General features: G+C 65.8%; 28 protein-coding genes. 19 read left to right on the top strand and 9 right to left on the bottom strand.

Annotated features, from left to right (window positions below):
• The first annotated feature begins 63 nt into the window (after positions 1–63).
• On the top strand, positions 64–858 hold the full coding sequence (locus U1737_RS10080) for an EAL domain-containing protein (protein ID WP_443027117.1): 795 nt from the start codon (positions 64–66) through the stop codon (positions 856–858).
• A gap of 165 nt (positions 859–1,023) precedes the next feature.
• On the opposite strand, the gene rdgB is transcribed toward U1737_RS10080, so the two are convergent.
• The gene (gene rdgB / locus U1737_RS10075) at positions 1,024–1,659 is read right to left on the bottom strand and encodes an RdgB/HAM1 family non-canonical purine NTP pyrophosphatase (protein WP_332796701.1); all 636 of its coding nucleotides are present in this window, start codon (positions 1,657–1,659) and stop codon (positions 1,024–1,026) included.
• Entirely contained in the window at positions 1,656–2,372 is a 717-nt protein-coding gene (gene rph / locus U1737_RS10070) for a ribonuclease PH (protein ID WP_332796700.1), read from the bottom strand. Before rph ends, rdgB begins: the two co-directional genes overlap by 4 nt.
• 229 nt (positions 2,373–2,601) lie before the next feature.
• On the opposite strand from rph, the gene hrcA reads away from it, so the two are divergent.
• The 4 genes from hrcA (at position 2,602) to U1737_RS10050 (ending at position 5,960) form a co-directional block, all read left to right on the top strand.
• Positions 2,602–3,645 (top strand): heat-inducible transcriptional repressor HrcA, encoded by a 1,044-nt coding sequence (gene hrcA / locus U1737_RS10065; RefSeq protein ID WP_332796699.1) that lies wholly within the window; start codon positions 2,602–2,604, stop codon positions 3,643–3,645.
• A gap of 25 nt (positions 3,646–3,670) precedes the next feature.
• Positions 3,671–4,210 (top strand): nucleotide exchange factor GrpE, encoded by a 540-nt coding sequence (grpE, locus tag U1737_RS10060; protein WP_248522760.1) that lies wholly within the window; start codon positions 3,671–3,673, stop codon positions 4,208–4,210.
• A 179-nt stretch (positions 4,211–4,389) separates the two neighbouring features.
• A complete protein-coding gene (locus U1737_RS10055) occupies positions 4,390–5,613 on the top strand; it encodes a threonine synthase (RefSeq protein WP_248522762.1) in 1,224 nt (407 codons plus the stop codon).
• 107 nt (positions 5,614–5,720) lie between these two features.
• Entirely contained in the window at positions 5,721–5,960 is a 240-nt protein-coding gene (locus U1737_RS10050) for a hypothetical protein (RefSeq protein WP_187505063.1), read from the top strand.
• 174 nt (positions 5,961–6,134) lie between these two features.
• Here the strand turns inward: U1737_RS10050 and U1737_RS10045 are convergent, their stop codons facing one another.
• Positions 6,135–6,614: a vgr related protein gene (locus U1737_RS10045; RefSeq protein WP_332796698.1), complete on the bottom strand. Its 480-nt coding sequence runs from the start codon at positions 6,612–6,614 to the stop codon at positions 6,135–6,137.
• Complete coding sequence (locus tag U1737_RS10040) at positions 6,611–7,048, bottom strand: copper chaperone PCu(A)C (protein WP_332796697.1); 438 nt, start codon at positions 7,046–7,048, stop codon at positions 6,611–6,613. The genes U1737_RS10045 and U1737_RS10040 overlap by 4 nt, the downstream gene beginning before the upstream one ends.
• Before the next feature lie 168 nt (positions 7,049–7,216).
• Between U1737_RS10040 and dnaK the strand changes: the two genes are divergently transcribed.
• The 4 genes from dnaK to U1737_RS10020 all read left to right on the top strand — a co-directional run bounded on the left by dnaK (position 7,217) and on the right by U1737_RS10020 (position 11,421).
• Positions 7,217–9,124, top strand: a complete 1,908-nt coding sequence (gene dnaK, locus U1737_RS10035) for a molecular chaperone DnaK (RefSeq protein ID WP_056055380.1) — start codon at positions 7,217–7,219, stop codon at positions 9,122–9,124.
• Positions 9,125–9,243: 119 nt separating this feature from the next.
• A complete protein-coding gene (gene dnaJ, locus U1737_RS10030) occupies positions 9,244–10,377 on the top strand; it encodes a molecular chaperone DnaJ (protein WP_332796696.1) in 1,134 nt (377 codons plus the stop codon).
• A 75-nt stretch (positions 10,378–10,452) separates the two neighbouring features.
• Entirely contained in the window at positions 10,453–10,875 is a 423-nt protein-coding gene (locus U1737_RS10025; protein WP_332796695.1) for a hypothetical protein, read from the top strand.
• Positions 10,876–10,962: 87 nt separating this feature from the next.
• The gene (locus U1737_RS10020; RefSeq protein WP_248522770.1) at positions 10,963–11,421 is read left to right on the top strand and encodes a TM2 domain-containing protein; all 459 of its coding nucleotides are present in this window, start codon (positions 10,963–10,965) and stop codon (positions 11,419–11,421) included.
• Positions 11,422–11,585: 164 nt separating this feature from the next.
• Here U1737_RS10020 and U1737_RS10015 read toward each other — a convergent pair whose 3' ends face one another.
• From U1737_RS10015 to purB, 3 genes are all read right to left on the bottom strand, one after another.
• The gene (locus U1737_RS10015; protein WP_282580501.1) at positions 11,586–11,894 is read right to left on the bottom strand and encodes a PepSY domain-containing protein; all 309 of its coding nucleotides are present in this window, start codon (positions 11,892–11,894) and stop codon (positions 11,586–11,588) included.
• 79 nt (positions 11,895–11,973) lie between these two features.
• A complete protein-coding gene (locus U1737_RS10010; RefSeq protein ID WP_248522772.1) occupies positions 11,974–12,204 on the bottom strand; it encodes a hypothetical protein in 231 nt (76 codons plus the stop codon).
• 117 nt (positions 12,205–12,321) lie between these two features.
• Positions 12,322–13,620, bottom strand: coding sequence for an adenylosuccinate lyase (gene purB, locus U1737_RS10005; RefSeq protein ID WP_332796694.1), 1,299 nt, complete (start codon positions 13,618–13,620; stop codon positions 12,322–12,324).
• A gap of 219 nt (positions 13,621–13,839) precedes the next feature.
• On the opposite strand from purB, the gene U1737_RS10000 reads away from it, so the two are divergent.
• Positions 13,840–14,286: an EF-hand domain-containing protein gene (locus U1737_RS10000; protein WP_248522774.1), complete on the top strand. Its 447-nt coding sequence runs from the start codon at positions 13,840–13,842 to the stop codon at positions 14,284–14,286.
• A 113-nt stretch (positions 14,287–14,399) separates the two neighbouring features.
• On the opposite strand, the gene U1737_RS09995 is transcribed toward U1737_RS10000, so the two are convergent.
• Together U1737_RS09995 and radC are read right to left on the bottom strand one after the other, a co-directional pair.
• Positions 14,400–14,612 (bottom strand): hypothetical protein, encoded by a 213-nt coding sequence (locus tag U1737_RS09995; protein ID WP_248522776.1) that lies wholly within the window; start codon positions 14,610–14,612, stop codon positions 14,400–14,402.
• A gap of 73 nt (positions 14,613–14,685) precedes the next feature.
• On the bottom strand, positions 14,686–15,378 hold the full coding sequence (gene radC / locus U1737_RS09990; protein ID WP_187504808.1) for a RadC family protein: 693 nt from the start codon (positions 15,376–15,378) through the stop codon (positions 14,686–14,688).
• Positions 15,379–15,639: 261 nt separating this feature from the next.
• On the opposite strand from radC, the gene U1737_RS09985 reads away from it, so the two are divergent.
• From U1737_RS09985 to U1737_RS09945, 9 genes are all read left to right on the top strand, one after another.
• Positions 15,640–18,786, top strand: a complete 3,147-nt coding sequence (locus tag U1737_RS09985; protein ID WP_332796693.1) for an intermembrane phospholipid transport YdbH family protein — start codon at positions 15,640–15,642, stop codon at positions 18,784–18,786.
• A 47-nt stretch (positions 18,787–18,833) separates the two neighbouring features.
• Positions 18,834–19,010: a YnbE family lipoprotein gene (locus tag U1737_RS09980; RefSeq protein WP_128455299.1), complete on the top strand. Its 177-nt coding sequence runs from the start codon at positions 18,834–18,836 to the stop codon at positions 19,008–19,010.
• Position 19,011: 1 nt separating this feature from the next.
• Positions 19,012–19,389, top strand: a complete 378-nt coding sequence (locus tag U1737_RS09975; protein WP_187504810.1) for a YdbL family probable chaperone protein — start codon at positions 19,012–19,014, stop codon at positions 19,387–19,389.
• A 584-nt stretch (positions 19,390–19,973) separates the two neighbouring features.
• Positions 19,974–20,294 carry an AtpZ/AtpI family protein gene (locus U1737_RS09970; protein ID WP_332796691.1) on the top strand — a complete coding sequence of 107 codons (321 nt, stop codon included), beginning with the start codon at positions 19,974–19,976 and terminating at the stop codon, positions 20,292–20,294.
• Positions 20,295–20,364: 70 nt separating this feature from the next.
• Positions 20,365–21,123, top strand: a complete 759-nt coding sequence (locus tag U1737_RS09965) for a F0F1 ATP synthase subunit A (RefSeq protein ID WP_056056028.1) — start codon at positions 20,365–20,367, stop codon at positions 21,121–21,123.
• 39 nt (positions 21,124–21,162) lie between these two features.
• On the top strand, positions 21,163–21,390 hold the full coding sequence (locus U1737_RS09960; RefSeq protein WP_031394300.1) for a F0F1 ATP synthase subunit C: 228 nt from the start codon (positions 21,163–21,165) through the stop codon (positions 21,388–21,390).
• Positions 21,391–21,447: 57 nt separating this feature from the next.
• Complete coding sequence (locus U1737_RS09955; RefSeq protein WP_332796690.1) at positions 21,448–21,942, top strand: F0F1 ATP synthase subunit B family protein; 495 nt, start codon at positions 21,448–21,450, stop codon at positions 21,940–21,942.
• Between the two features lie 37 nt (positions 21,943–21,979).
• Complete coding sequence (locus U1737_RS09950) at positions 21,980–22,552, top strand: F0F1 ATP synthase subunit B family protein (protein WP_443027121.1); 573 nt, start codon at positions 21,980–21,982, stop codon at positions 22,550–22,552.
• A 203-nt stretch (positions 22,553–22,755) separates the two neighbouring features.
• Entirely contained in the window at positions 22,756–23,076 is a 321-nt protein-coding gene (locus tag U1737_RS09945; protein ID WP_332796688.1) for a DMT family transporter, read from the top strand.
• Positions 23,077–23,356 lie beyond the last annotated feature (280 nt).

Genomic DNA, 23,356 nt, shown 5'->3' with positions numbered 1-23,356 from the left:
GAGCAAGCCGGTAGTTCTGGAGCGGTGGTATTTTCTTAAGTGGTTGCCGGCTAACCTACTTTAATGAGACCACTACCTTCACCCGATGTCCCCCGTATCGGTTGCGTCGGATGCCGCGATGGCGTCGGCCTGTCGTTCGCCTTTTCGATGGCGTTCCAGCCGATCGTCGATGTCGAGACGGAGACGGTCTTCGCGTACGAAGCGCTGGTGCGCGGTCCCGAGGGGCAGTCGGCGGCAAGCGTCCTGGGCCAGGTCGACGGGGAGAACCTGTACGCGTTCGACCAGCAATGCCGGGTGCGCGCGATCGAGGCGTCGGTGAACGCTGGGCTGCTCGATACGCCCGCGCGGCTGTCGATCAATTTCCTGCCGAACGCGGTGTATTCGCCGGCGGCCTGTATCCAGCTCACGCTGAAGACTGCGGGCGCGGTCGGGATGCCGACCGATCGGCTGATCTTCGAGTTCACCGAGAACGAGGAGATGCTCGATCCGGCGCATGTCGCGAACATCATCGCGACGTATCAGAAGATGGGCTTCGGCACCGCGCTCGACGATTTCGGGGCGGGACATGCGGGGTTGAACCTGCTCGCGCGGTTCCAGCCGGACATCATCAAGCTCGACATGGAGCTGATCCGCGACATCGACACGAGTCTGCCGCGGCGGATGATCGTCGAGGGGATGCTGCGGATGTGCGCCGGATTGGGGATCTCGGTGATCGCCGAGGGGGTCGAGACCGAAGGCGAGTTCAACGCCCTGCGCAATCTCGGGGTGCGGTACATCCAGGGGTATCTGCTGGCGAAACCGGCGTTCGAGGCCTTGCCGGTGGTGAATTGGCCGAGGAAGCAGCTGATCGCCGTTTGAAGCGGTGCGAAATTTGTAATCCTCCCCCGCTAGGGGGAGGTGGCTGGCGCTAGCCAGACGGAGGGGGAGGAAAGGGTAACGTCGGCTCCGTGTCCTCCCCCTCCGTCACCTGCGGTGCCACCTCCCCCTGGTGGGGGAGGATCGATACGCCGCCCTCACGGCAAATCAGAACACCGCGGCTTCGAGGAGCTTGAACGCTTCGTTGCGGTGGCTGATCGCGTTCTTCGTTTCGTGCGGCAGCTCGGCGTAGCTCTGGTCGTAGCCCAGCGGCACGAACACCGGGTCGTAGCCGAAGCCGATATTGCCGCGCGGCGGCCAGACGAGCGTCCCCTCGGCACGGCCTTCGAACCATTCGACATGACCGTCGGGCCATGCGAGCGCGAGCACGCTGACGAAATGCGCGCCACGCGTTGCGTCCGGGCCCTTGGCGACGACCGCGTCCTCGACCTTCTGCATCGCCATCATCCAGTCGCGACCGTTCGGGGTTTCCGCCCAATCCGCCGTGTAGACGCCCGGGTCACCACCCAGCGCATCGACGCAGAGCCCGCTATCGTCCGCGAGTGCGGGATAGCCCGACAGGTCGGCGGCCGAGCGTGCCTTCAGTTCGGCGTTCGCGAAGAAGGTGGTGCCCGTCTCGATCGGCTCCGGCAGGTCGAGTTCGGCGGCCGAGACGACTTCGAGCCCCCGTCCTTCGAGCAACGCGGCGATCTCGCGGACCTTGCCCTTGTTGTGGCTGGCGATGACCAGCTTGCCGGGGGCGAGCTTGCGGATCGCCTGCGGCTCCTTGCCCTCGCCGCTCACTTGGCGACCGCCTTCGCCTGTGCCGCGAAGATGTCGGTGCAGCCGATCCGGGCCAGACGGAGCAGGCGGAGCAGCGCCTCCTCGTCATAGGTCGCGCCTTCGGCAGTCGCCTGCGCCTCGGCGATGTTGCCGTTTTCGAGCAGCACGAAGTTCGCATCCGCATCCGCGCCCGAATCCTCGATATAGTCGAGGTCGAGCACCGGATTGCCCTGATAGATGCCGCAGCTGATCGCCGCGACCTTCTGCGTCAGCGGGTCGGCGGTCAGCTTGCCGCTTGCGAGCAAGCCGTCGATCGCGAGCCGTAGCGCGACCCAGCCGCCCGAGATCGACGCGGTGCGCGTGCCGCCGTCGGCCTGGATCACGTCGCAATCGATCACGATCTGGCGCTCGCCGAGCAGCTTCAGGTCGACGACCGCGCGCAGGCTGCGCCCGATCAGCCGCTGGATTTCCTGCGTGCGCCCCGACTGCTTGCCCTTGGCGGCCTCGCGGTTGTTGCGCGTGTTGGTGGCGCGGGGGAGCATGCCATATTCCGCGGTCACCCAGCCTTCGCCCTTGCCGCGCATGAACGGCGGGACCCTCTCCTCGACGCTGGCGGTGACGAGCACTTTCGTGTCGCCGAAGCCGATCAGGACGGAGCCCTCGGCATGCTTGGTGAAGCGCGGCTCGATCGTGATCGCACGCATCTGGTCTGGGGCGCGGCCGGATGGGCGCATAGTCGGTGTCCTAACGGAAGTAAGTGGTTGCCCGCTGCCTAGCCTTTCGTTTCCGTGCTCGCCAGCCCAACCACCGCCGTCATCCTGACGAAAGTCAGGACCCAGGGTAACCGAACGGCGTCCTGTGTGGCTCTGGGTCCTGACTTTCGTCAGGATGACGGGTGGGGGTGAGGCTGGGCGGGCTGCATTCCCTCTTTTGGCAAAGGTCGATCCGCCCTAGATCAAAGCGATGGCCACGCCCCCAGTCACCGAACTGACCGATCGCGCGCGCGACATTTTTCGTGCGGTGGTCGACAGCTATCTCGCCAGCGGCACGCCGGTGGGCTCGAAGACGATCGCGCAACTGACCGGGCTCAGCCTGTCCCCAGCCTCGATTCGCGGCGTCATGGGCGAGCTGGAGGGGCTGGGTCTGCTCGCCAGCCCGCATACCAGCGCGGGCCGCATGCCGACCGACCGCGGGCTTCGCCTGTTCGTCGACGGTATGATGCAGGCGATGGAGCCTTCGATCGAGGAGCGCCAGACGATCGAGGCGCGCGCCGGGGTCGGCGGCCCGGTCGAGGAGGCGCTCGCCGCGACCACGCTTGCGCTGTCGGGACTTTCAGCCTGTGCGGGACTGGTGATGGTGCCCAAGCGCGAGCTGAAATTGCGCCAGATCGCGTTCGTTTCGCTGTCTCTGGAGCAGGCGCTGGCGGTGCTGGTCAGCGAGGACGGCTCGGTCGAGAACCGCGTGATCGCGCTGCCCAAGGGCATGTCGGCGTCCGCGCTGATCGAGGCGGGCAATTACATGTCGGCGACGCTCGGCGGGCTGACGCTGGCCGAAGCGCGGGGCCGGATCGAGCGTGAGCTGGCGGACGGGCAGGCGGCGCTTGACGGCGCGGCGCGGACGCTGGTCGAGCGCGGGATTGCGGTGTGGAGCGAGGATGCGGATCGCCGCCCGGTGTTGATCGTGCGCGGGCAGGGGCGGTTGATCGATGCCGCCGCCGCCGCCGATCTCGACCGGGTGCGCGACCTGCTCGACGATCTCGAGGGAAAGCAGGAAGTCGCATCGCTTTTGGACAGCGCGCGGGCGGGCGATTCGACCCGGATTTTCATCGGCGCGGAGACCAAATTGTTCGCGTTGTCAGGGTCTTCGGTCATCGCGCGACCGTTTCGCGGGTTGGACGGTCGGGTGGTCGGCGTGGTCGGCGTCATCGGCCCGACGCGGTTGAACTATGCGCGCGTCGTGCCCATGGTGGATTTCACGGCTGCAACGCTCGCCCGGCTGATGGGTTGAGCCGGCCAATTTTATAGGGAAAGCAATGTCCGACATCGACCAGAACATGCCTGCAGACCTGCGCGAAGAAACCGCTGAAGACGCGCCTGAGGTGGCTTCGAACGACCGCGTCGCCGAGCTTGAGAACCAGCTCGCTGAGGCCAAGCAAAACGTTCTCTACGCACAGGCCGAGATCCAGAACGTCCGCCGCCGCGCCGAGAAGGAAGCACAGGACGCGCGTGCTTATGCTGCCACGGCGTTCGCGCGCGATGTGCTGTCGGTTGCCGACAACCTCTCGCGCGGGCTTTCGGCGATTCCGGCGGACCTGCGCTCGGACGAGAAGATGAAGGGGCTCGTTACTGGTCTCGAAGCGACCGGGCGCGAGCTCGAGAGCGTGTTCCAGCGCCACGGCATCACCAAGATCGCCGCGGAGGGCCAGATGCTCGACCCGAACAAGCATCAGGCGATGATGGAAATCCCGAGCGACCAGCCTGCGGGGACGATCGTCCAGGAGATGCAGGCCGGGTACATGATCAAGGACCGCCTGCTGCGTCCGGCTATGGTGGGCGTCGCCAAGGCGGGGTAATCCTCCCCGGAACGGGGAGGGGGACCGCCACGCGCTTGCGTGGCGGTGGAGGGGGCTCTCCTCCCGCGTACCATCTGCGGCCGGGCGCGTTTACGTCGAGCGGTACGCCCGCGGCACGCCCCCTCCACCAGCTGCGCTGGTCCCCCTCCCCTTGCAGGGGAGGATTTGAAAGTCAGTCCATGAACCAGAACCTCACCACCGATCGCCAGACTTTCGTCACGCATCTCGAATGCTCGATCACCGGCGAGCGGTATGAGGCGGACCAGCTTCATGGGCTGTCGCGTGCCGGGCGGCCGTTGCTGGTGCGCTACGATCTCGACGCTGTGCGATCCGCGATCTCGCGCGACACGATCGAAGCGCGGCCGACGGACCTTTGGCGGTGGCGCGAACTGCTTCCGGTCCGTCACACGGACAACATCGTCAGCCTCGGCGAGATCGAGACACCACTCGTGCCGCTGACCAAGTCCGGCGGCCCCAACGTGCTCGTGAAGGACGAAGGCCGCCTCCCGACCGGCTCGTTCAAGGCGCGCGGGCTCGTCATGGCCGTCGCGATGGCCAAGGAACTCGGCGTCACGAAAATCGCGATGCCGACCAACGGCAATGCGGGCGCGGCGCTGGCAGCGTATGCGACGCGCTGCGGGATCGAAACGATCGTGTTCTGCCCGGACGACACCCCCGAGATCAACGTCCGCGAGATCGCTATGCAGGGCGCGCGCGTCTGGCGCGTCAACGGCTTGATCGACGATTGCGGCGCGATCGTCGGCAAGGGCGCCGCTGAAGGCCGCTGGTTCGATTTCTCGACGTTGAAGGAGCCCTATAGGATCGAAGGCAAGAAGACGATGGGGCTCGAACTCGCCGCGCAGTTCGGCTGGAAACTGCCGGATGCGATCTTCTATCCGACCGGCGGCGGCACCGGCCTGATCGGGATGTGGAAGGCGTTCGACGAACTCGAAAAGCTCGGCTGGATCGGCTCGGAGCGGCCCAAGATGTTCGCGGTGCAGGCAAGCGGCTGCGCGCCAATCGTGCGCGCGTTCGAGGCCGGCGAGGAGCATGCCGAGCGTTGGGAAGACGCGAGCACCGTCGCAGCCGGCATTCGTGTGCCGAAGGCGGTCGGCGACTTTCTGATCCTGCGGGCGGTGCGCGAAAGCGGTGGGCAGGCGCTCGCGGTCGGCGATCCAGCGATTCTGAAGGCGGTCGACGCGGCGGCGAAGCAGGACGGGCTGCTGCTATGCCCGGAGGGCGGTGCGACATTGGCGGCGTATCATCAGGCGCTGAACACCGGGTTGGTCGACGAGGACGACAAGATCGTACTTTTCAACTGCGCGACCGGTTTGAAATATCCAATGCCTGAGGCGCCGCAAGCGCTTGATCGGACACGACCTATCGATTTCGACTCGCTGTAATCAACCGATTTCCGCCGATCTGGATGATCGCGATCTACCAGATCGTTGGTTGAAATTGATCCAGGTTGTCTGCAACGGGGCGCCCTTCGTTACAAAAGGGGTCTTCAATGCAGAAAATCGTTCAGGTCGTTTGCGTCGTGCTCATCGCGGCGGCGGTGATGTTCGGCGGGCGTTGGTACATGTACGTCGCACGCGGCTCGAGCCCGTATGACGAGGTCGGCATCGCGCTGAACGGCTATGCGCCGGGGCCGATGCGAGCCTGGGGTTGCCACAAGATGCAGGCGCGCTTCCCGGGGCAGTTGCCGCCTTACGGGTGTGGCGGAGCGGATGGCCGTAGCTGGCTTTGAGGCCACTGCCGTCAGTGGGTGACATCCGTCATTCAATGACATTCGTCATCCAATAACACCCGTCATCCCAGCGAAAGCTGGGTTCTCCCCGTGATAGCGCGCACCCTTGCCGCTTGGGATCCCAGCTTTCGCTGGGATGACGGTGGGGAGCGGACGGGGATGGGGTGGTGGACGTCAGGCCGACGCTAACGGCGTGAACGGCAGCACTGTCTCGTATTGCTCGAGCGGCGGTGCGCCTGCCACCTTCGCCCCGGCACGCAGCAGGAAGGCGTGCCGCACGATCTCGCCCTGTTGTTCGATCCCGTAGCGGTGCAGCGCGAGCCCCGGCCGGAACGCATAATCGTACCGGCACCAGGGATGTCGCGCCAACGGCAGGAACACGCCGCGCTGGTGCTGCCAGATGTGCGTCATCTCGTGGATGAACAGCCCCTGCAGCGTCAGGTGCGCATGCGCGAAATCGTCGCACCACAGATCGCCCTTGGGGTGGAAGTGGATGCAGCCGCGCGGCGCCATCACCGTGTCGCGCGGCTGGAAGAACGCCCATTTGCGCCGCGTCAGGCTGACCCGAGAATACTCGATCGCGCCCCCGAACACCGATGCGGCCAGCGCCGTCTCCCCCTCGGTCAGTCCGCGCCTTAAATCTTCCCGGGTCACTTCCCCGCCGGAGTCCCCGCCGCGACCACGTTCGCATTCCCCAGGAGGCGCGTTCCGTCCGCAAATGCAAAGGTCAGCATCGCCTGAGCGCCCGGCTTGATCCCCGGATTCATGTTGAACAGCATTACGTGGCGCCCACCGGGCGCGAACGCCACGTCGGTGTTCGCCGGGATCTCGACGCGCGCCAGCGGCGCCATCGAGCTCACGCCGCTCTTCGCCATCGTCTCGTGCATCTCGGCCTTGATCGCGACGTCGGTGGTGACCGAGATCAGCGTCGCCGGGGTCGGCCCGCCGTGCACCGTGAAATACGCCGCAGCCGGGCGTCCGGTCACCGCGCCCAGCCGGATATAGGCGCCGTCGACCGACAACTCCTTCGGCGGCGAGCACGATGCCAGTGCCATCGCGGCAACACCCAGTCCGAAAACGATACGCATAGGTTACTTTTCTCCGGGCTCGACCACTTGCGCATCCTATGACCGGTACAATCTTGCGGCAAGCGCGAGGCCACCTATATCGCGCCCATCATCAGAAAGGTTCCACTGCCGTAACGGGGTGGAACCGGTTTCGTATGTTCGTTTCAAGTGAGGGGCTAATCAGAACTCATGGCTAAAGTAATCGGTATCGATCTCGGCACGACCAACAGCTGCGTATCCGTCATGGAAGGCGGCAAGCCCAAGGTCATCGAGAATTCCGAGGGCGCGCGCACCACGCCGTCGATCGTCGCGTTCGCCAAGGACGGCGAGCGACTGGTCGGCCAGCCGGCCAAGCGCCAGGCAGTGACGAACGGCGACAACACCATCTTCGCGGTGAAGCGCCTGATCGGCCGTCGCTTCGACGATCCGATCACCAAGAAGGACACCGAGCTGGTCCCGTACAAGATCTCGCGCGGCCCGAACGGCGACGCGTGGGTCTCGGCCGGCGGCAAGGATTACTCGCCGTCGCAGATCTCGGCGTTCACGCTGCAGAAGATGAAGGAAACCGCCGAATCGTATCTCGGCGAGACGGTCACGCAGGCGGTCATCACCGTGCCGGCCTACTTCAACGACGCGCAGCGCCAGGCGACCAAGGACGCCGGCCAGATCGCCGGTCTCGAAGTGTTGCGCATCATCAACGAGCCGACCGCCGCGGCGCTGGCCTACGGCCTCGACAAGCAGGACGGCAAGACGATCGCGGTCTACGATCTCGGCGGCGGCACGTTCGACATCTCGGTGCTGGAAATCGGCGACGGTGTGTTCGAGGTGAAGGCCACCAACGGTGACACGTTCCTCGGTGGTGAGGATTTCGACAACAAGATCGTCCAGTATCTCGCCGACGAGTTCAAGAAGGCCGAGGGCATCGACCTCGCCAAGGACAAGCTCGCGCTGCAGCGTCTGAAGGAAGCGGCCGAGAAGGCGAAGATCGAGCTCAGCTCGGCACAGTCGACCGAGGTCAACCTGCCCTTCATCACCGCCGACCAGAATGGCCCGAAGCATCTGGTGAAGTCGATCACCCGCGCCGATCTTGAGCGGATGGTCGAGGATCTGGTCAAGCGTACGCTCGAGCCTTGCCGCAAGGCGCTCGCAGACGGAGGCCTGAAGCCCGAGGACATCTCGGAAGTCGTGCTCGTCGGCGGCATGACGCGCATGCCGCGCGTGCGTGAAGTCGTGAAGCAGTTCTTCGGCAAGGAGCCGCATACCGGCGTCAACCCGGACGAGGTCGTCGCGATGGGCGCCGCGATCCAGGCCGGCGTGCTGCAGGGCGACGTCAAGGACGTGCTGTTGCTCGACGTGACGCCGCTGTCGCTCGGCATCGAGACGCTGGGTGGCGTGTTCACCCGGATGATCGATCGCAACACGACGATCCCGACCAAGAAGTCGCAGACCTACTCGACCGCGGACGACAACCAGGGCGCGGTGACGATCCGCGTGTTCCAGGGCGAGCGCGAGATGGCGGCCGACAACAAGATGCTCGGCAATTTCGATCTCGTCGGCATCCCGCCCGCACCGCGCGGCGTGCCGCAGATCGAAGTCACGTTCGACATCGACGCGAACGGTCTGGTCAGCGTCTCGGCCAAAGACAAGGGCACCGGCAAGGAGCAGCAGATCCGCATCCAGGCGTCTGGTGGTCTTTCGGACAACGACATCGACCAGATGGTCCGCGACGCCGAGACCTTTGCCGAGGAGGACAAGAAGCGTCGTGCCGGCGCCGAGGCGAAGAACAACGCCGAGTCACTGGTCCACACCACCGAGCGTCAGCTTGCCGACAATGGCGACAAGGTCGACGAGTCGCTGAAGACCGAGATCCAGGCTGCGATCGACGCGACCAAGGCTGCGGTCGAGAGCGGCGATGCGGATGCGATGACCGAGAAGAGCACCGCGCTCGCCCAGGTCGCGATGAAGCTCGGCCAGGCGATCTACGAGAAGCAGGCCCAGGCGGACGCTTCGCCGTCGGCCGACGGTGACGCGGCGAAGAAGGACGACGACGTCGTCGACGCCGAGTTCTCGGAAGTCGACGACAACCCGAAGGCGTAAACCATGACCGCCCTCCGTCACCCCAGCGAAAGCTGGGGTCTCCTTCCGCAGGGGTTCGCTCCCGTGGAACGAGATGCCAGCTTTCGCTGGCATGACGGGCGGGGCCGGAGGGGCGAAGTATGAGTACCCAGACAGATTATTACGAACTGCTCGAATGCGAGCGGACCGCGGATGCGGGGACGATCAAGTCGTCCTACCGCAAGCTCGCGATGAAGTATCACCCGGACAAGAATGCCGGCTGCAAGGATTCCGAGGCGCAGTTCAAGGCGGTCAGCGAGGCGTATGACTGCCTCAAGGACCCACAGAAGCGCGCGGCCTATGACCGGTTCGGCCACGCCGCGTTCCAGAACGGCGGCGGCGGCGGTCACAGCGGCGGCGCGCAGGATTTCGGCGGCTTCAGCGACATCTTCGAAAGCGTGTTCGGCGAGTTCATGGGCGGCGCACAGCGCGGCGGTGGCCGTTCGGCGGCACGGCGCGGCGCTGACCTGCGCTACGACATGGAAGTCAGCTTGGAGGAAGCCTTCCACGGCAAGACGACCGAGATCACGATCGACGTCTCCGCGCTCTGCGACACCTGCGACGGCTCGGGCGCGAAGGCCGGTACGCGCGCGAAGACCTGCCAGCATTGCGGCGGTCACGGTAAAGTCCGTGCGCAACAGGGCTTCTTCGTGGTGGAGCGCGCTTGCCCGGTCTGCAACGGCGCCGGCGAAGTCATCGCCGACCCGTGCCCGGACTGCCGCGGCGAAGGCCGTGTCGAGAAGACCAAGACGCTGTCGATCAACGTCCCCCCCGGCGTCGACGAGGGCACGCGGATCCGCATGTCGGGCGAAGGCGAGGCGGGCGCGCGCGGTGCGCCGTCCGGCGATCTCTACATCTTCCTGCACGTGACCAAGCACAATCTGTTCGAGCGCGAAGGCACGACGCTGTTCGCGCGCGCGCCGATCAGCTTCACGGTCGCGTCGCTCGGCGGATCGCTCTCGATCCCCGGCCTCGACGGCCGCACGCACGAGGTGAAGATCCCGGCCGGTATCCAGTCGGGCAAGCAGCTCCGCCAGCGCGGCGCCGGCATGCCCGTGTTGCAGGGCCGCGGCTTCGGCGACCTCGTCGTCCAGATCGACGTCGAGACGCCCACGCGTCTCAGCAATCGCCAGAAAGAACTGCTCGAGATGTTCCGCGAGACGGAGACAGGTGACGAATGCCCGGCGAGCCAGGGCTTCTTCGCTAAGCTCAAGGGCGTGTTCGCGGGGGAATAAGCCAGGTACGATACCGAACGGGAGGGGTGCGCGATGTTGGCATGTTGTTTCACGATGATCGCCTGTTGGCTGGTCATGGTCGCCGCCCCCGAAACTGCGATCGGCAAGGCCATGCGGCGCATGGTGATCGATCGCCCGGCGGCTCGCCTGACGCGCTTCTCCCGCGGTGACGCCGCCGTGATGTTTCTGCTGATGATGACGGCCGCGATGGTCACTCTCGTCGGCGAGAGCGACGGCATCCGGTTGCTCACACTGACCGCACCCGACGTCGCGATCTGGATCACCACTTTTGAAGTATCGGCGTATCTCGACATCATCATGGCGCTGGCCGCTACGATCTCCAGCCTCCGTGTTCGTGGAGTGTTGGCGCGGTATCTGGGAGTCTTCGGTCGACGCCCGGCGGGAAAAGCTCACAAGCGCGCGATCCGTTCGCGGAAAGCGCGGCCGACCGCTGCTGATAACGACGATGACAGACGCCAGTTCGAGATTGCGGCCTGAGATCACGGCCTGATCTGGGGCGGGGCGAGTTCGAGCTTGCCTGATCCGCGGCTTCCGCCAGAATGATACCGAACATCGAGGAATGACATGCGCGGACAGGTTTTAGGCGTCGATCCCCGCACCGGCGAAGGGATCGTCGCGGGGCAGGACGGACAACGCTATCGGTTTGCGCCGGAGGATTGGGCGCATCGCGGCGAACCGGCTATCGGCATCGAGGTGGATTTCGAAGCCGCCAACGATCGTGCGCTGAGCGTATTCCCGATGCCGACCGCGCCGGGCCCGCGCCGTGCGGTGCCGCCTGCTCCCGTCGCCGCGCCAACCAATGACCGCAACAAATACGTCGCCGCGGTTATGGCGTTCGTGATCGGGACGCTAGGCATCCACCGCTTCTATCTCGGGCGGACGGGCTCGGGGATCGTCATGCTGGTGCTGAGCATCACCGTGGTGGGACTGGTCATCAGCGCACCCTGGGCGTTGATCGACATGATCCGCTATCTGATGATGTCGGACGAGGAATTTGCGGCACGCTATCCGCGGACGCGGTAATCGTGGTCGATCTGATGAATTGAACGTCGTCTGATCCTCCCCCGCCACGGGAGGTCGCCGGCTCTTGCCGGACGGAGGGGGAGGTAAGCGACAACCCCCGCTCCGTGTCCTCCCCTTCCGTCACCTTCGGCGACACCTCCCCCTTGCGGGGGAGGATCGATAGGTCAGTCGCGATCGCGTTCCAGCTTCGTGACCTTGCCGTTGTGCGGATCGACGTGGAATTCGTACATCGCCGTACGCCGCGCGGTCTCGCCTTCCCAATGGCCGTCGTCGGCTTCCATCTTGGTGACCCTGTAGCCGCGCTGGGCGAGCATCGTCGTCACCCGTGCGTTGCTGATCCAGCCTCGGCCCGGTTCGTCGGCAAAGGCGGGTGCGTTCGCCATCGCGGTCATAGCGAAGGTGGCGGCGATCAGGATGGGTTTCGACGTGATAAATCTCCTTGTTGCGCGTCTTGAACGCGGGAGATCGATCAATCACTTGCGCGGCCAGAAGCAGGCTGCGCGAAATCTCGGGCCCTAGCCGCGCCCCCTCGGAAGGGGGCGGGCCGATGGATCAGAAGGCGGTGACGACCACCCCGACCACCAGCGCTTGAGCCGCGATCGCCAGCATGGTGCTGGTCACGGTTTCGAACATGCGCATGGGTAGGTCTCCGATGCCGGAAGAATATCCGGCAAGGGCGATATGGCTATAGTTGCGCGTTGTCGCAATTTTGTAACATACAATCGCAATTGCGTTGCGTGCAACTTGAAGTGATCTGAAGGACGGCGTGCCCAACAAATCCACGCGTCATTCCGACGAAAGTCAGGACCCAGAGTAACGCAACGTTGCCCTGCTTGGCCCTGGGTCCTGACTTACGTCAGGATGACGGTCCGGGCGGGAGGCGTGCTGAGCAGCCGCCCCTCAAGCCGCGCCGAATACCCGGGCGAAGATCGTGTCGACGTGCTTCAGATGATATCCAAGGTCGAACTTGTCCTCGAGCTCGGCATCGCTCAGCGTCACTTCGGGATCCGCCTTCAGCAGTTCGAGCAGCGACAGGGCACCATCCGAATCCCACACCTTCATCGCGTTGCGCTGGACGAGGCGATACGCGTCCTCGCGGCTCACGCCGGCCTGCGTCAGCGCGAGCAGGACGCGCTGCGAATGGACGAGACCACCCATCTTGTTGAGATTCTTCAACATCCGCTCGGGATAGACGACCAGTTTGTCCATCACCCCGGTCAGCCGTGCGAGCGCGAAGTCGAGCGTGATCGTCGCATCCGGCCCGATGTACCGCTCGACCGACGAGTGCGAGATGTCGCGCTCGTGCCACAGCGCGACGTTCTCCATCGCGGGCGTGACGTAGCCGCGGACCATCCGCGCGAGCCCGGTCAGGTTCTCGGTCAGCACCGGGTTGCGCTTGTGCGGCATTGCCGACGAGCCCTTTTGGCCGGGCGAGAAGAACTCCTCCGCCTCAAGCACTTCGGTGCGCTGCAAATGGCGCACTTCGGTCGCGAGCCGCTCGATCGAGCTGGCGATCACGCCCAGCGTCGCGAAAAACATCGCATGGCGATCGCGCGGGATGACCTGGGTCGAGACGGGCTCGACCGACAGGCCGAGCTTGCCCGCGACATACTCTTCGACGAACGGATCGATGTTGGCGAACGTGCCGACCGCGCCCGAGATCGCGCAGGTTGCGACGTCCTCGCGCGCCGCCACCAGCCGCGCGCGGTTGCGCGCGAATTCGGCATGCGCCTGGGCGAGCTTCAGCCCGAACGTGACCGGCTCGGCGTGGATGCCGTGGCTGCGGCCGATCGTCGGCGTCATCTTGTGTTCGCGCGCGCGGCGTTCGAGCACCACCAGCAGCGCGTCGAGATCGGCGATCAGGATGTCGCTGGCCTTGGCCAGCTGTACCGCGAGGCACGTGTCGAGCACGTCCGACGAGGTCATGCCCTGGTGCATGAAGCGCGCTTCGGGGCCGACATGCTCGGCGACGTTGGTCAGGAAGGCGATGACGTCGTGCTTGGTCTCGCGCTCGATCTCGTCGATCCGGTCGACCTCGAACGCGCCCTTTTCCCAGATCGCGGCGGCCGCTTCCTTGGGGACTACGCCCAGTTCGGCGAGTGCGTCGGTGGCGTGCGCCTCGATCTCGAACCAGATCTTGAAGCACGCTTCGGGCGTCCAGATCGCGACCATGTCGGGGCGGGAATAGCGGGGGACCATGGGTTTCCTCGGGGCTGGTGAATGGCACGGTTCGTCGCGTGCTCCCCTCGGGAGACGCCTGCGGAGCGCCTAGCAGGCCATCGACGGGGGTACAAACGGCAATGCGTTCGGCCTATATCCGCCTTCGACGGTCGGTGTGTCGCAGTATCCGCCCAGTATCCCCGGGGCTGCTGCGGTGATCGTCCAGTAACGATTTCGATTAGCCGATGGAGAATGGCAATGCTCAAATATGCTCTGCTCGCAGGCGCGATGACGATTGCTGCGCCGGCGCTCGCGCAATCCACCATGACATCGCCGCAGACTGCGCCGGCGGCGACGACGGGTGCGGCCGATCCTTCGATGTCGCCCGCCCAGACTGCGCCCACCCAGGCTGGGCCAAGCCAGCCGGCACAGACCGCACAGGCGATGCAACCCGCAAGCAGCGATCAGGTCGCGCAGGTCATCGACACCGAATTCCCGACCTACGACAAGAACGGCGACGGCAAGCTCAGCGCGGCCGAGTTCGGGGATTGGATGGTCGCGCTGAAGACCAAGACCGATCCGGCGACCAAGCCCGGCGCGCCCGAGACGAAGAAGTGGGTCGCCGCCGCGTTCGCGCAGGCCGATACCGACAAGAGCAAGTCGCTGTCCAAGCCGGAGCTGACCAGCTTTCTGTCGCAGGGCTGATCTTCCACGCTTCACGCAAACGCATGGCCGTCGGGTTCGCCCGGCGGCCTTTCGCGTCCTTGGCTTCGATCAATCCGGTTTGCATGATCGACGGGACGCGCACGTGGCGACGGTCAGTCGGCCTTCCGCGCGGCCTGTTCCTTGTCGGCAAGCGTCTTGGACAAGATCTGGCCTTGCGCTTCGACGGCGGCCTCCAGGAGCCGGTCGGATGTCTCGACGGCGGCATCGGGTGTCAGCGATACCGCAATGCCGTCCGGCCCATCGACCAGAACCTGACCATGCTCGGCGGTTACGGTCGAGGCTTGGTCGTGTAGCTTATTGTCCACATGCAATTCCTTCGACCGGACAACGAAGGCGCGGGGCAAACGTCGCGTGCTTCCACGGAACTATTGGGTTGCCTCAGATCAACCCCTGCGCGCGCAGGCTGACATGGCCGCCGGTGCCCATCACGATATGGTCGTGCACGGTGATGCCCAGCCGCTTGCCGGCCTCGGCGATGGTGCGCGTGATCTCGATGTCGGCGCGGCTGGGGGAGGGGTCCCCGCTCGGGTGGTTGTGGACGAGGATGATCGACGCCGAGCCGAGGTCGATCGCGCGGCGGATGACTTCGCGGACGTACACCGCGGCCTGGTCGATCGAGCCCTTGCTCATCACCTCGTCGCGGATCAGCATGTTCCTGGTGTTGAGATGCAGCACGCGGAACCGCTCGATCGCGTGGTGTGCCATGTCCGCGCGGAGATAGTCGAGCAGCGCCTGCCAGTTGGCGAGCACCGGGCGATCGCTGACGTGCGACTGGAGCAGGCGGATCGCGGCGGCATGCGCGATCTTGATCGCCGCGGTCGAGATCTCGCCCATGCCCTTCACCCGACCGAGCGCCTCGGCATCCGCGGTGAGGACGCCGCCGATCCCACCGAACTCGCGCATCAGGGCCTTGGCGAGCGCCTTCGTGTCGCCGCGGGGAATCGCGATCGCGAGGAGATATTCGATGAGTTCGTGGTCGAGCAGCGCGTCGCTGCCGCCTTCGAACAAGCGTTTGCGGAGGCGCCCTCTATGGCCTTTAAGGTTGTCGATTGCGTCATCTGCATCGGCCATCACGCGACGCTAGCACGAATATCCACTCCGAACGATCCTCCCCCGCAAGGGGGAGGTGGCTGGCACTTGCCAGACGGAGGGGGAGGGAGCAGCAACCTCCGTTTCGTGTCCTCCCCCTCCGTCGCCTGACGGCGCCACCTCCCCCTTGCGGGGGAGGATCGTAGAATGTCGATCCTTGGCACTGCGCAACCGGCTGTGCGCAATTGCGTGTCGACCCCGCACCCGCCTATGCAGGGGCCAGTTGCGTGGCGGAGTAGGCGGTTGAGCGAGGCGAGCGATACAGGGGGCAACCCCCGCCTTCGGCTCCTGCGGAAGGCGCGGTGGCTCGGCGGTATCGCGCTGGTTGTGCTCGCCGGATTGATCGCGCTGTGGCTCGCGCGCAAACCGATCGCGGAAGGGTTTATCGATCGCGAACTGGCGAAGGCCGGGGTGCCGGCGCGGTACGAGATCGCCAACCTCGCGCTGGGCGGCCAGCGGCTGACGAACGTCGTGCTGGGCGATCCGGCGCATCCCGATCTGGTCGCGGACTGGGTCGAGACGCGGACCGGAGTCGGGTTGTCGGGGCCGTATCTGGAAGGCGTGCGCGCGGGGAAAGTGCGGCTGCGCGGGCGGTTGGTCGATGGAAAAGTCTCGCTCGGCACGATCGACAAATTGCTGCCGGCCTCGTCGGGCAAGCCGTTCTCGCTGCCCGCGCTCGACATGGCGGTCGCCGATGGGCGGATGCGGCTGGAGACTCCGCAGGGTGTCGTCGGGTTGAAGCTCGCCGGATCGGGCCAGCTCGACGACGGTTTCCGCGGCACACTGGCGGTGATCAGCGAGCGGCTCGATGTCGGCGGGTGCGCTATCGATCGGCTGGCGGCGACGGTGAAGCTGCGGATCGACGCGGCGAAACCGACGATCACCGGGCCGGTACGCGTGTCGCGACTCGCCTGCGGGACGACTCGGGCGGATCACATCGTCGCGGACCTCGACGTCGGCCTCTCGGCTGTGCTCGACCGCTGGCAGGGCAAGGCGACGCTCAAGACCGGGGCGGCACGCGCACCGGGGATCGCGCTGGCAGGAGCAGGGGGCACGCTCGATTTCACCGGCAGCGCGGCCGCGACCAGCGGCAAGGCGGATATCGCCGCCGATACCGTCCGGACCGTGGAGGGCCGGGCACGACGCGTTTCGATCGCGGGCGCCTACCGGATCGGCAAGCAGATCGCATTCGACGGACGCGTGCGGGCGGGCGGTGCCGCGGTGGCGCAGGCGCGGCTCGCCGGCGTTGGCGGCCTGGGCAGTGCAGCGGGGGGAACGCCGGTCGCACCACTCGCGGTTGCTATGACGCAGGCTGTCGAGCGTGCGGGCCGCGGTTTCGCGGCGGACGGCGAGGTTTCGGTGCGGCTCGCGGACGGGCGCGGCTCGGCGGTGCTGTCCCGCCTCGCGCTCGCCTCGGCCAGCGGCGCGCGCGTGGCGCTTGGTGGCGGGAGTGGGGTCGCGTTCGGCTGGCCGAACGGCGGCGTGCGGCTCGACACGACTCTGGCGCTGCAAGGCGGTGGCCTGCCGGAGGCGCGCGTGTCGCTCGCGCAGGCGAAACCCGGAGCAGCGATCCGCGGCGTAGCGCGCATCGCCCCTTATGCGGCGGGCGGCGCTCGGCTGGCACTGACCCCGGTGACGTTCAGCGCGACGCCCGGCGGCGCGACGTCGATCACCACGCAGGCAACGCTCGATGGGCCGATCGCCAACGGCCGCGTCGACGGTCTGGCGATGCCGGTCGCAGCGCTGTGGGACGGTCGCGGACGGCTGGTCGTCAACACCGGCTGCGCGCCGCTCGCCGTCCGGCGCCTCGCGATTTCCGGACTGGTGCTCGATCCGTCGCGACTGACCCTGTGCCCCGTCGATGGCGCGCTGGTGCAGGTTAATGGGGCGCGGATCAGCGGCGGCGCGACGATCGCTGCGGCAAAGCTGGGTGGGCGACTCGGCGCCACGCCGATCACACTCGCGACCGCCGGGGCGACCGTGCGATTCGCCGATCGCGGCTTCCGGATCGAGGGCGTGCAGACCCGCATCGGCGCACCCGAACGTGTCACGCGACTCGATTTCGGCACCGTCACCGGTCGCATGACGGGGCAGGGCGTGGCCGGCGCGTTCACCGACGGCTCGGGGCAGATCGCCAATGTCCCGCTGCTGCTCGGCGAGGCGGCGGGCGAGTGGACGTTCGTCGGCGGCGCGCTCAACCTCACCGGCGCGATGGGCGTGTCCGATGCCGCGCCGACGCCTCGGTTCAAGCCGCTCGCGGCGCGCACCGTCACGCTGGCGCTGGTGAACGGCACGATCACCGCCGCCGGCACGCTGTTCGAGCCGACCACTAGCACGAAGGTCGCCGACGTAACGCTGGACCACGCACTCGCGACGGGGACGGGCAAGGCCGACCTGAACGTGCCCGCGATCGCCTTCGCCAAGGACAGGCTGCAACCCGACGCGCTCACCCCGCTCACCTTCGGCGTGATCGCCGACGTCAACGGATCGGTCAGCGGGGAGGGCCACATTGCCTGGAACCCCGACGGCGTGACGAGCAACGGCGTGTTCCGCACCGCCGGCACCGATCTCGCCGCCGCGTTCGGCCCGGTCACGGGTATCGCGACCGAGATCCGCTTCACCGACCTGCTCAATCTCCAGAGCGCGCCGGGGCAGGTGGCGACGATCCGCACGCTCAACCCCGGCATCCCGGTCACCGACGGCACGATCCGCTACCAGACGTTGCCCGGCGCGCGCGTGCAGGTCGAGGGTGGGTCATGGCCGTTCGCGGGCGGATCGCTGACGCTCGACCCGACCCTGCTCGATTTCTCCGCGCCGAAGGAACGGCGGATGACGTTCCACATCGCCAACATGGCCGCCGACCAGTTCCTGCAGCAGTTCGATTTCAAGAATCTCGACGCGACCGGGATCTTCGACGGCGTCCTGCCGATGATCTTCGACGAGAGCGGCGGACGCATCGAAGGGGGCGACCTGCGCGTCCGGCCCGGTGGCGGCACGCTCGCCTATGTGGGCGATCTCAGCCAGAAGGATCTCGGCATCTGGGCGAACATCGCGTTCCAGGCGCTGAAGTCGCTCCGCTACCAGTCGCTGCGCGTCGGCATGAACGGGCCGCTCGCAGGCGAGATGGTCACCGACGTGCGCTTCGCCGGGATCAGTCAGGGCGAGGGTGCGAAGGCGAACTTCATCGTCCGCCGCCTGCAAAAGCTGCCGTTCGTGTTCAATATCCGGATCAAGGCGCCGTTCCGCGGGCTGCTCGACACCGCGCAGAGCTTCTACGATCCGATGCGGCTGATTGAGCGTAATTTGCCCGCGCTGATCCAGCAGCAGTCGGCGCCGCCATCTCCCAAACCTCCAACCATTCAGCCCACGGAAAGCAGTATCGTGCCATGACCGAAACAGGATTGAAGAAGCTGGAGCAAAGGCCGATCTTGCAGGTGATGAGGACGATCGCTTTTCTGGTGACGACCGCCGCCGCCCTGCCGGGCTGCATCAGCGTGTCGGCCCCCGACAAGCCGATCGAGATCAACCTCAACATCAATGTGACGCAGGAAGTGGTCTATCGTCTCGATGGCGAGGCGAAGTCGCTGATCCAGCAGAATCCGGGGATATTCTAAGATGAAAAAGGTCATTGTCATGATTGCCGCAGCCGCGGTTCTCGGCGGCCTTTCGGTGGCGGCGTCGGCGCAGCGCGACCCGGCCTATGCCGCGGCGCGGGCCGGCGGCGAGGTCGGCGAGCAGCCCGACGGGTATCTGGGTCTCGTCGGCGCGGCGAGCGCGGACCTGCGCGCGTTGGTCAACAACATCAACATCCAGCGCAAGTCGGCCTACACGCAAAAGGCGCAGGCGAGCGGCGCGACGGTCGAGCAGCTGGCGTTCACGAGTGGCTGCAACCTGATTGCGGCGACGAACCCCGGCGAGAAGTACAAGACCCCGAACGGCGTCTGGAAGACCCGCACGGCCGGCGCCCCGGAACGCGATTCGCGCTGCGTTTGAGATAGTCCGTCATCCCGGGCTCGTTCCGGCATCCACGGTTCCGCGGACCCGATAGTCTTGACTGTGCGGAACCGTGGACCCCGGAACAAGCCCGGGGTGACGAAGACGGGAGCGTCCTCTGCCCTTCACCGTCGCCGCAGCGAAAGCTGGGGTCTCGTGCGGCAAGGGGACGCTACATTACGGGGATACCCCAACTTTCGCTGGGGTGACGGGTATTTTGCAGTGGTGATGAAATGGGGCCGTCCCCTTGCGGCGCGAGGTCCCGGCTTTCGCCGGGATGACGAAGAGTGCGGCCATTTCGATGGTTCGTTCTAAAATCCTCCCCCGCTAGGGGGAGGTGTCTGGCTCTTGCCAGACGGAGGGGGCTGTAAGGGAAACCGCTGTTCCGTGTCCTCCCCCTCCGTCGCCTACGGCGCCACCTCCCTTTGGCGGGGGAGGATTGCAAGTTGTCCCCTGTCATTAATGACGCAACTGTCACACCGGTTGACTTGCACCCCCCCCTTTTCTAAACGGACCGCGCCTTGGCGGGATCGCTCGTCGCTGCTTGCTTCCTCCCCGATGCGAAATCAGGTGGAGGAACGTGCGTGGCGAAGATCGAACCCGGACAGGACCCCCAGGGTGTTGACGATCCGCGACTTTCCGCGCTCGATGAGCGATTGAGAGAGGCGCAGCATCGGGAAACGCTCGCTAAGGGGCAGAAGGGGGCGGACGCCGAGCGGGGATACTCGCAAGGCAATCGCGTCATTTCCGCTCTGATCGGGAGTCTCGTCGGCAGTGCGCTGATCGGTTGGTTGATAGACCATTGGTTCGGCACTGGCCCTTGGGGACTGATCGTGTTGCTGTTCCTCGGGATAGCGGTCGCGTTCAGGCAGATCATTCGAATTTCAGGCGAACGCCCGGAGTAACCGGGCGTTTGTCGTATCAAGACGGCAGGGATTCCACGTGGCGGCAGAACAGGGCGGCAAGATCGATCCGATGCACCAGTTCCTGATCGAGCCGGCGTTCGGCTCGCACTGGATCGTAGGTGGCTATGACCTGTCGTTCACCAACTCCGCATTGTGGATGGTGGTGACGCTGGTCGCGCTTTGGGCGTTCATGATCGGTGGCATGAAGCGCGAGCTCGTGCCCGGTCGCTGGCAGATGGCGGTCGAGGGCTTCACCGGCTTCATCTCGGGCATGCTCGAGCAGAATGTCGGCCCCGGCGGCAAGCGCTTCGTGCCCTATGTCTTCTCGCTGTTCATGTTCATCCTGTTCGCGAACATCATCGGTTTGCTCCCGTTCGGCATCGTCCCCGGCGTGCATCCGTTCACCGTGACCAGCCACATGACCGTCACCGGCGTCCTGGCGCTGATCAGCTTCGCGATCGTGCTGCTCGTTGGCTTCGGCAAGCACGGCTTCCACTTCTTCTCGCTGTTCGTGCCGAGCGGCACGCCCGCTCTGATGATCCCGCTGATCTTCGTGGTCGAGCTGATGTCGTTCCTGGTGCGTCCGTTCTCGCTCGGTCTGCGACTGTTCGTGGCGATGACCGCAGGCCATATCCTGCTCAAGGTGTTGGCCGCGTTCGTTATCAACGGTTTGAACCTCGGCGGAATGTATATCGGTTTGGTGAGCGCGCCGAGCATGCTGCTGATGATCGGCATCACGCTGCTCGAGCTGCTGGTCGCCGCGATCCAGGCCTATGTTTTCGCGTTGCTGACGTCGGTCTATCTGAACGACGCCGTCAACCTTCACTAAGTTTTCTATTACCTAACTGATTTTCAAAGGGAATTTATCATGGACGTCAACGCAGCAAAGATGATCGGTGCCGGCCTCGCAGCGATCGGCATGGGCCTCGCAGCCCTCGGCGTGGGCAACGTGTTCGCTCAGTTCCTCGCCGGTGCTCTCCGCAACCCGGGCGCAGCCGACAGCCAGCAGGGCCGTCTGTTCATCGGTTTCGCAGCAGCCGAGCTTCTCGGTCTGCTCGCCTTCGTCACCATGATCATCCTGGTGTTCGTCGCCTAACCACTCGGTGATTTGGCCGGGCAACCGCGCCCGGCCGGATTAACGCAGGACAGACCAATGCCCCAGATTGCCCAGATAGCCGCTACCTACGCCTCGCAGATCTTCTGGCTGCTCCTCACCTTCGGGATCCTGTATTTCGGGATCGGCAAGGGAATGGTGCCTAAGATCGTGTCCAACGTGGACTCGCGCGAAGGCAAGATCGCTGGCGATCTGGCGGCGGCGGTCGCTGCTCGTGCGCAGGCCGATACGGTCCAGGCGAACTGGCAGGCCGAAATGGACGCGGCGCGTACCGCGGCGCAGGCTGACACCGCTGCCGCTGCGAAGCGTGCGGCGACCGCGTTCGAGCAGCAGGTCCATGCGGCCGATGCCGAACTCGCCGAGCGTCTGGGTCATCACGATCTGGCGGTAGCGAACGCGAAGGCCGAGGCACTCGCGAACCTTCAGGGTGTCGCCGCCGAGGCAGCACAGCAATTGGCCGCCAAGGTCGCCGGGCTCCAGGTCAGCCTGGACGCGGCGAGCGACGCGGTACGCAGGACGACGGCGCATGGCTAATCCAGATTCGGCCGCAAAGGTCATCCACGAAGAGGGCATGGCGCCCGAAGGTGCGATCGACAACCAGGGCATCCAGGGCCACACGACCGCACCCGGGGGCGTCGAGCATGTCGCCGATCCGACCGCGCTCGGCCTGACCTCGACCGGCTGGGTCGCGGTGGCGATGATCGTCGTGATCCTGCTGATGATCTGGAAGAAGGTTCCAGGCATGATCGGCAAGATGCTCGATGCGCGCATCGCCGGCATCCGCACGCAGCTCGACGAAGCCAAGGCGCTCCGTGCCGAAGCCGAAGCGATCCGCACCGAATACGAGGCGAAGGCCAAGACCGCGCACGTCGAGGCCGAAGCCATGAAGGCCCACGCGCACCACGAGGCTGCGGCGATCATCGCCAAGGCGAAGGCTGGCGCCGAGGACCTGATGGCCCGTCGCGCGAAGATGGCCGAGGACAAGATCGCCGCCGCCGAACGCGCCGCGATCGCCGAAGTCCGCGCGCGCGCGGCTGACGCTGCGGCGAAGGCTGCCGGCATCCTGATCGCCGAGCACCACGACGCTGCCGCCGATCGCGCGATGGTCGATCGTTCGATCTCTGGATTGGCGCGCTTGAACTAATCGGGGGCAGCGCGACTGGCGCTGCCGTTCCCCCGCGAAGGCGGGGGCCCAGGATTTCATAGAACAGCGCCTGCAACCCTGGACCCCCGCGTTCGCGGGGGAACGGTAGTTCGCTTGGCGCTTTTTCCGTTTCTCACAGACGGCCGTCTCTTCCCGGGTTTCCGGCGGCCGAGTCTCCAATCTGAGCCCGTTGGAGAATACTCATGTCCTGGCTCATCCTCGCCGTCGCCGTCGTCACCGAAATCTGCTGGGCGCTCAGCCTGAAATGGGCGGCCACCATCGCCACATGGCAGGCCTCGAGCGTCCCGATCATCCTCAGCTTCGTCAACATGGGCCTGCTCGCGCTAGCCATGCGCGGCCTCCCGGCGGGCACCGCCTACGCGATCTGGACGGGCGCGGGCGCGATTGGCGTCATCATCGGCGGCGTCATCCTGTTGGGCGATAAGGTCAGCGGCATCCAGGCCTGCTTCATGGCACTGACCGTGGTCGGCATCGTCGGCACCAAGGTGTTCGCGCAGGCCTGACGCGCCAGAAGTGATCGCGCGGGCAATTTAGCGCAGCAATTGTCTGATAGCCCTGCAGCGGCGCAGGAGCTGCCCACAGCCATATACGGCCAGATCTCGGCTGGTCCGCGCCAGCCCATGAACAGCGGTCGCTTGTGCGTGCCGGGTGATCCCGAGGCGGGACTGAACCGCCCCGGGTCTGCCGGAGGCCTTGGGTTGTGAGTCACGCCGCCATATCGATGTTGTCTGCGGCAGCATAATATTGGTGTTCGGCTTCGGCAGGCGGGATGTTGCCGATAGG

This window comes from Sphingomonas fucosidasi, assembly GCF_036663855.1.
GTDB lineage: Bacteria > Pseudomonadota > Alphaproteobacteria > Sphingomonadales > Sphingomonadaceae > Sphingomonas > Sphingomonas faeni_B.
Note: the sequence above shows the minus strand (reverse complement) of the source record. Positions and strands in the feature narration are given on the sequence as shown.

Excerpts from the sequence above, each read along its gene's own strand:
- U1737_RS10080 (WP_443027117.1), top strand. The coding sequence starts at position 64 with ATGAGACCACTACCTTCACCCGATGTCCCCCGTATCGGTTGCGTCGGA.
- rph (WP_332796700.1), bottom strand. The coding sequence starts at position 2,372 with ATGCGCCCATCCGGCCGCGCCCCAGACCAGATGCGTGCGATCACGATC.
- hrcA (WP_332796699.1), top strand. The coding sequence starts at position 2,602 with ATGGCCACGCCCCCAGTCACCGAACTGACCGATCGCGCGCGCGACATT.
- grpE (WP_248522760.1), top strand. The coding sequence starts at position 3,671 with ATGTCCGACATCGACCAGAACATGCCTGCAGACCTGCGCGAAGAAACC.
- U1737_RS10055 (WP_248522762.1), top strand. The coding sequence starts at position 4,390 with ATGAACCAGAACCTCACCACCGATCGCCAGACTTTCGTCACGCATCTC.
- U1737_RS10050 (WP_187505063.1), top strand. The coding sequence starts at position 5,721 with ATGCAGAAAATCGTTCAGGTCGTTTGCGTCGTGCTCATCGCGGCGGCG.
- U1737_RS10040 (WP_332796697.1), bottom strand. The coding sequence starts at position 7,048 with ATGCGTATCGTTTTCGGACTGGGTGTTGCCGCGATGGCACTGGCATCG.
- dnaK (WP_056055380.1), top strand. The coding sequence starts at position 7,217 with ATGGCTAAAGTAATCGGTATCGATCTCGGCACGACCAACAGCTGCGTA.
- dnaJ (WP_332796696.1), top strand. The coding sequence starts at position 9,244 with ATGAGTACCCAGACAGATTATTACGAACTGCTCGAATGCGAGCGGACC.
- U1737_RS10025 (WP_332796695.1), top strand. The coding sequence starts at position 10,453 with ATGGTCGCCGCCCCCGAAACTGCGATCGGCAAGGCCATGCGGCGCATG.
- U1737_RS10020 (WP_248522770.1), top strand. The coding sequence starts at position 10,963 with ATGCGCGGACAGGTTTTAGGCGTCGATCCCCGCACCGGCGAAGGGATC.
- purB (WP_332796694.1), bottom strand. The coding sequence starts at position 13,620 with ATGGTCCCCCGCTATTCCCGCCCCGACATGGTCGCGATCTGGACGCCC.
- U1737_RS10000 (WP_248522774.1), top strand. The coding sequence starts at position 13,840 with ATGCTCAAATATGCTCTGCTCGCAGGCGCGATGACGATTGCTGCGCCG.
- radC (WP_187504808.1), bottom strand. The coding sequence starts at position 15,378 with ATGGCCGATGCAGATGACGCAATCGACAACCTTAAAGGCCATAGAGGG.
- U1737_RS09980 (WP_128455299.1), top strand. The coding sequence starts at position 18,834 with ATGAGGACGATCGCTTTTCTGGTGACGACCGCCGCCGCCCTGCCGGGC.
- U1737_RS09975 (WP_187504810.1), top strand. The coding sequence starts at position 19,012 with ATGAAAAAGGTCATTGTCATGATTGCCGCAGCCGCGGTTCTCGGCGGC.
- U1737_RS09965 (WP_056056028.1), top strand. The coding sequence starts at position 20,365 with ATGCACCAGTTCCTGATCGAGCCGGCGTTCGGCTCGCACTGGATCGTA.
- U1737_RS09960 (WP_031394300.1), top strand. The coding sequence starts at position 21,163 with ATGGACGTCAACGCAGCAAAGATGATCGGTGCCGGCCTCGCAGCGATC.
- U1737_RS09955 (WP_332796690.1), top strand. The coding sequence starts at position 21,448 with ATGCCCCAGATTGCCCAGATAGCCGCTACCTACGCCTCGCAGATCTTC.
- U1737_RS09950 (WP_443027121.1), top strand. The coding sequence starts at position 21,980 with ATGGCGCCCGAAGGTGCGATCGACAACCAGGGCATCCAGGGCCACACG.
- U1737_RS09945 (WP_332796688.1), top strand. The coding sequence starts at position 22,756 with ATGTCCTGGCTCATCCTCGCCGTCGCCGTCGTCACCGAAATCTGCTGG.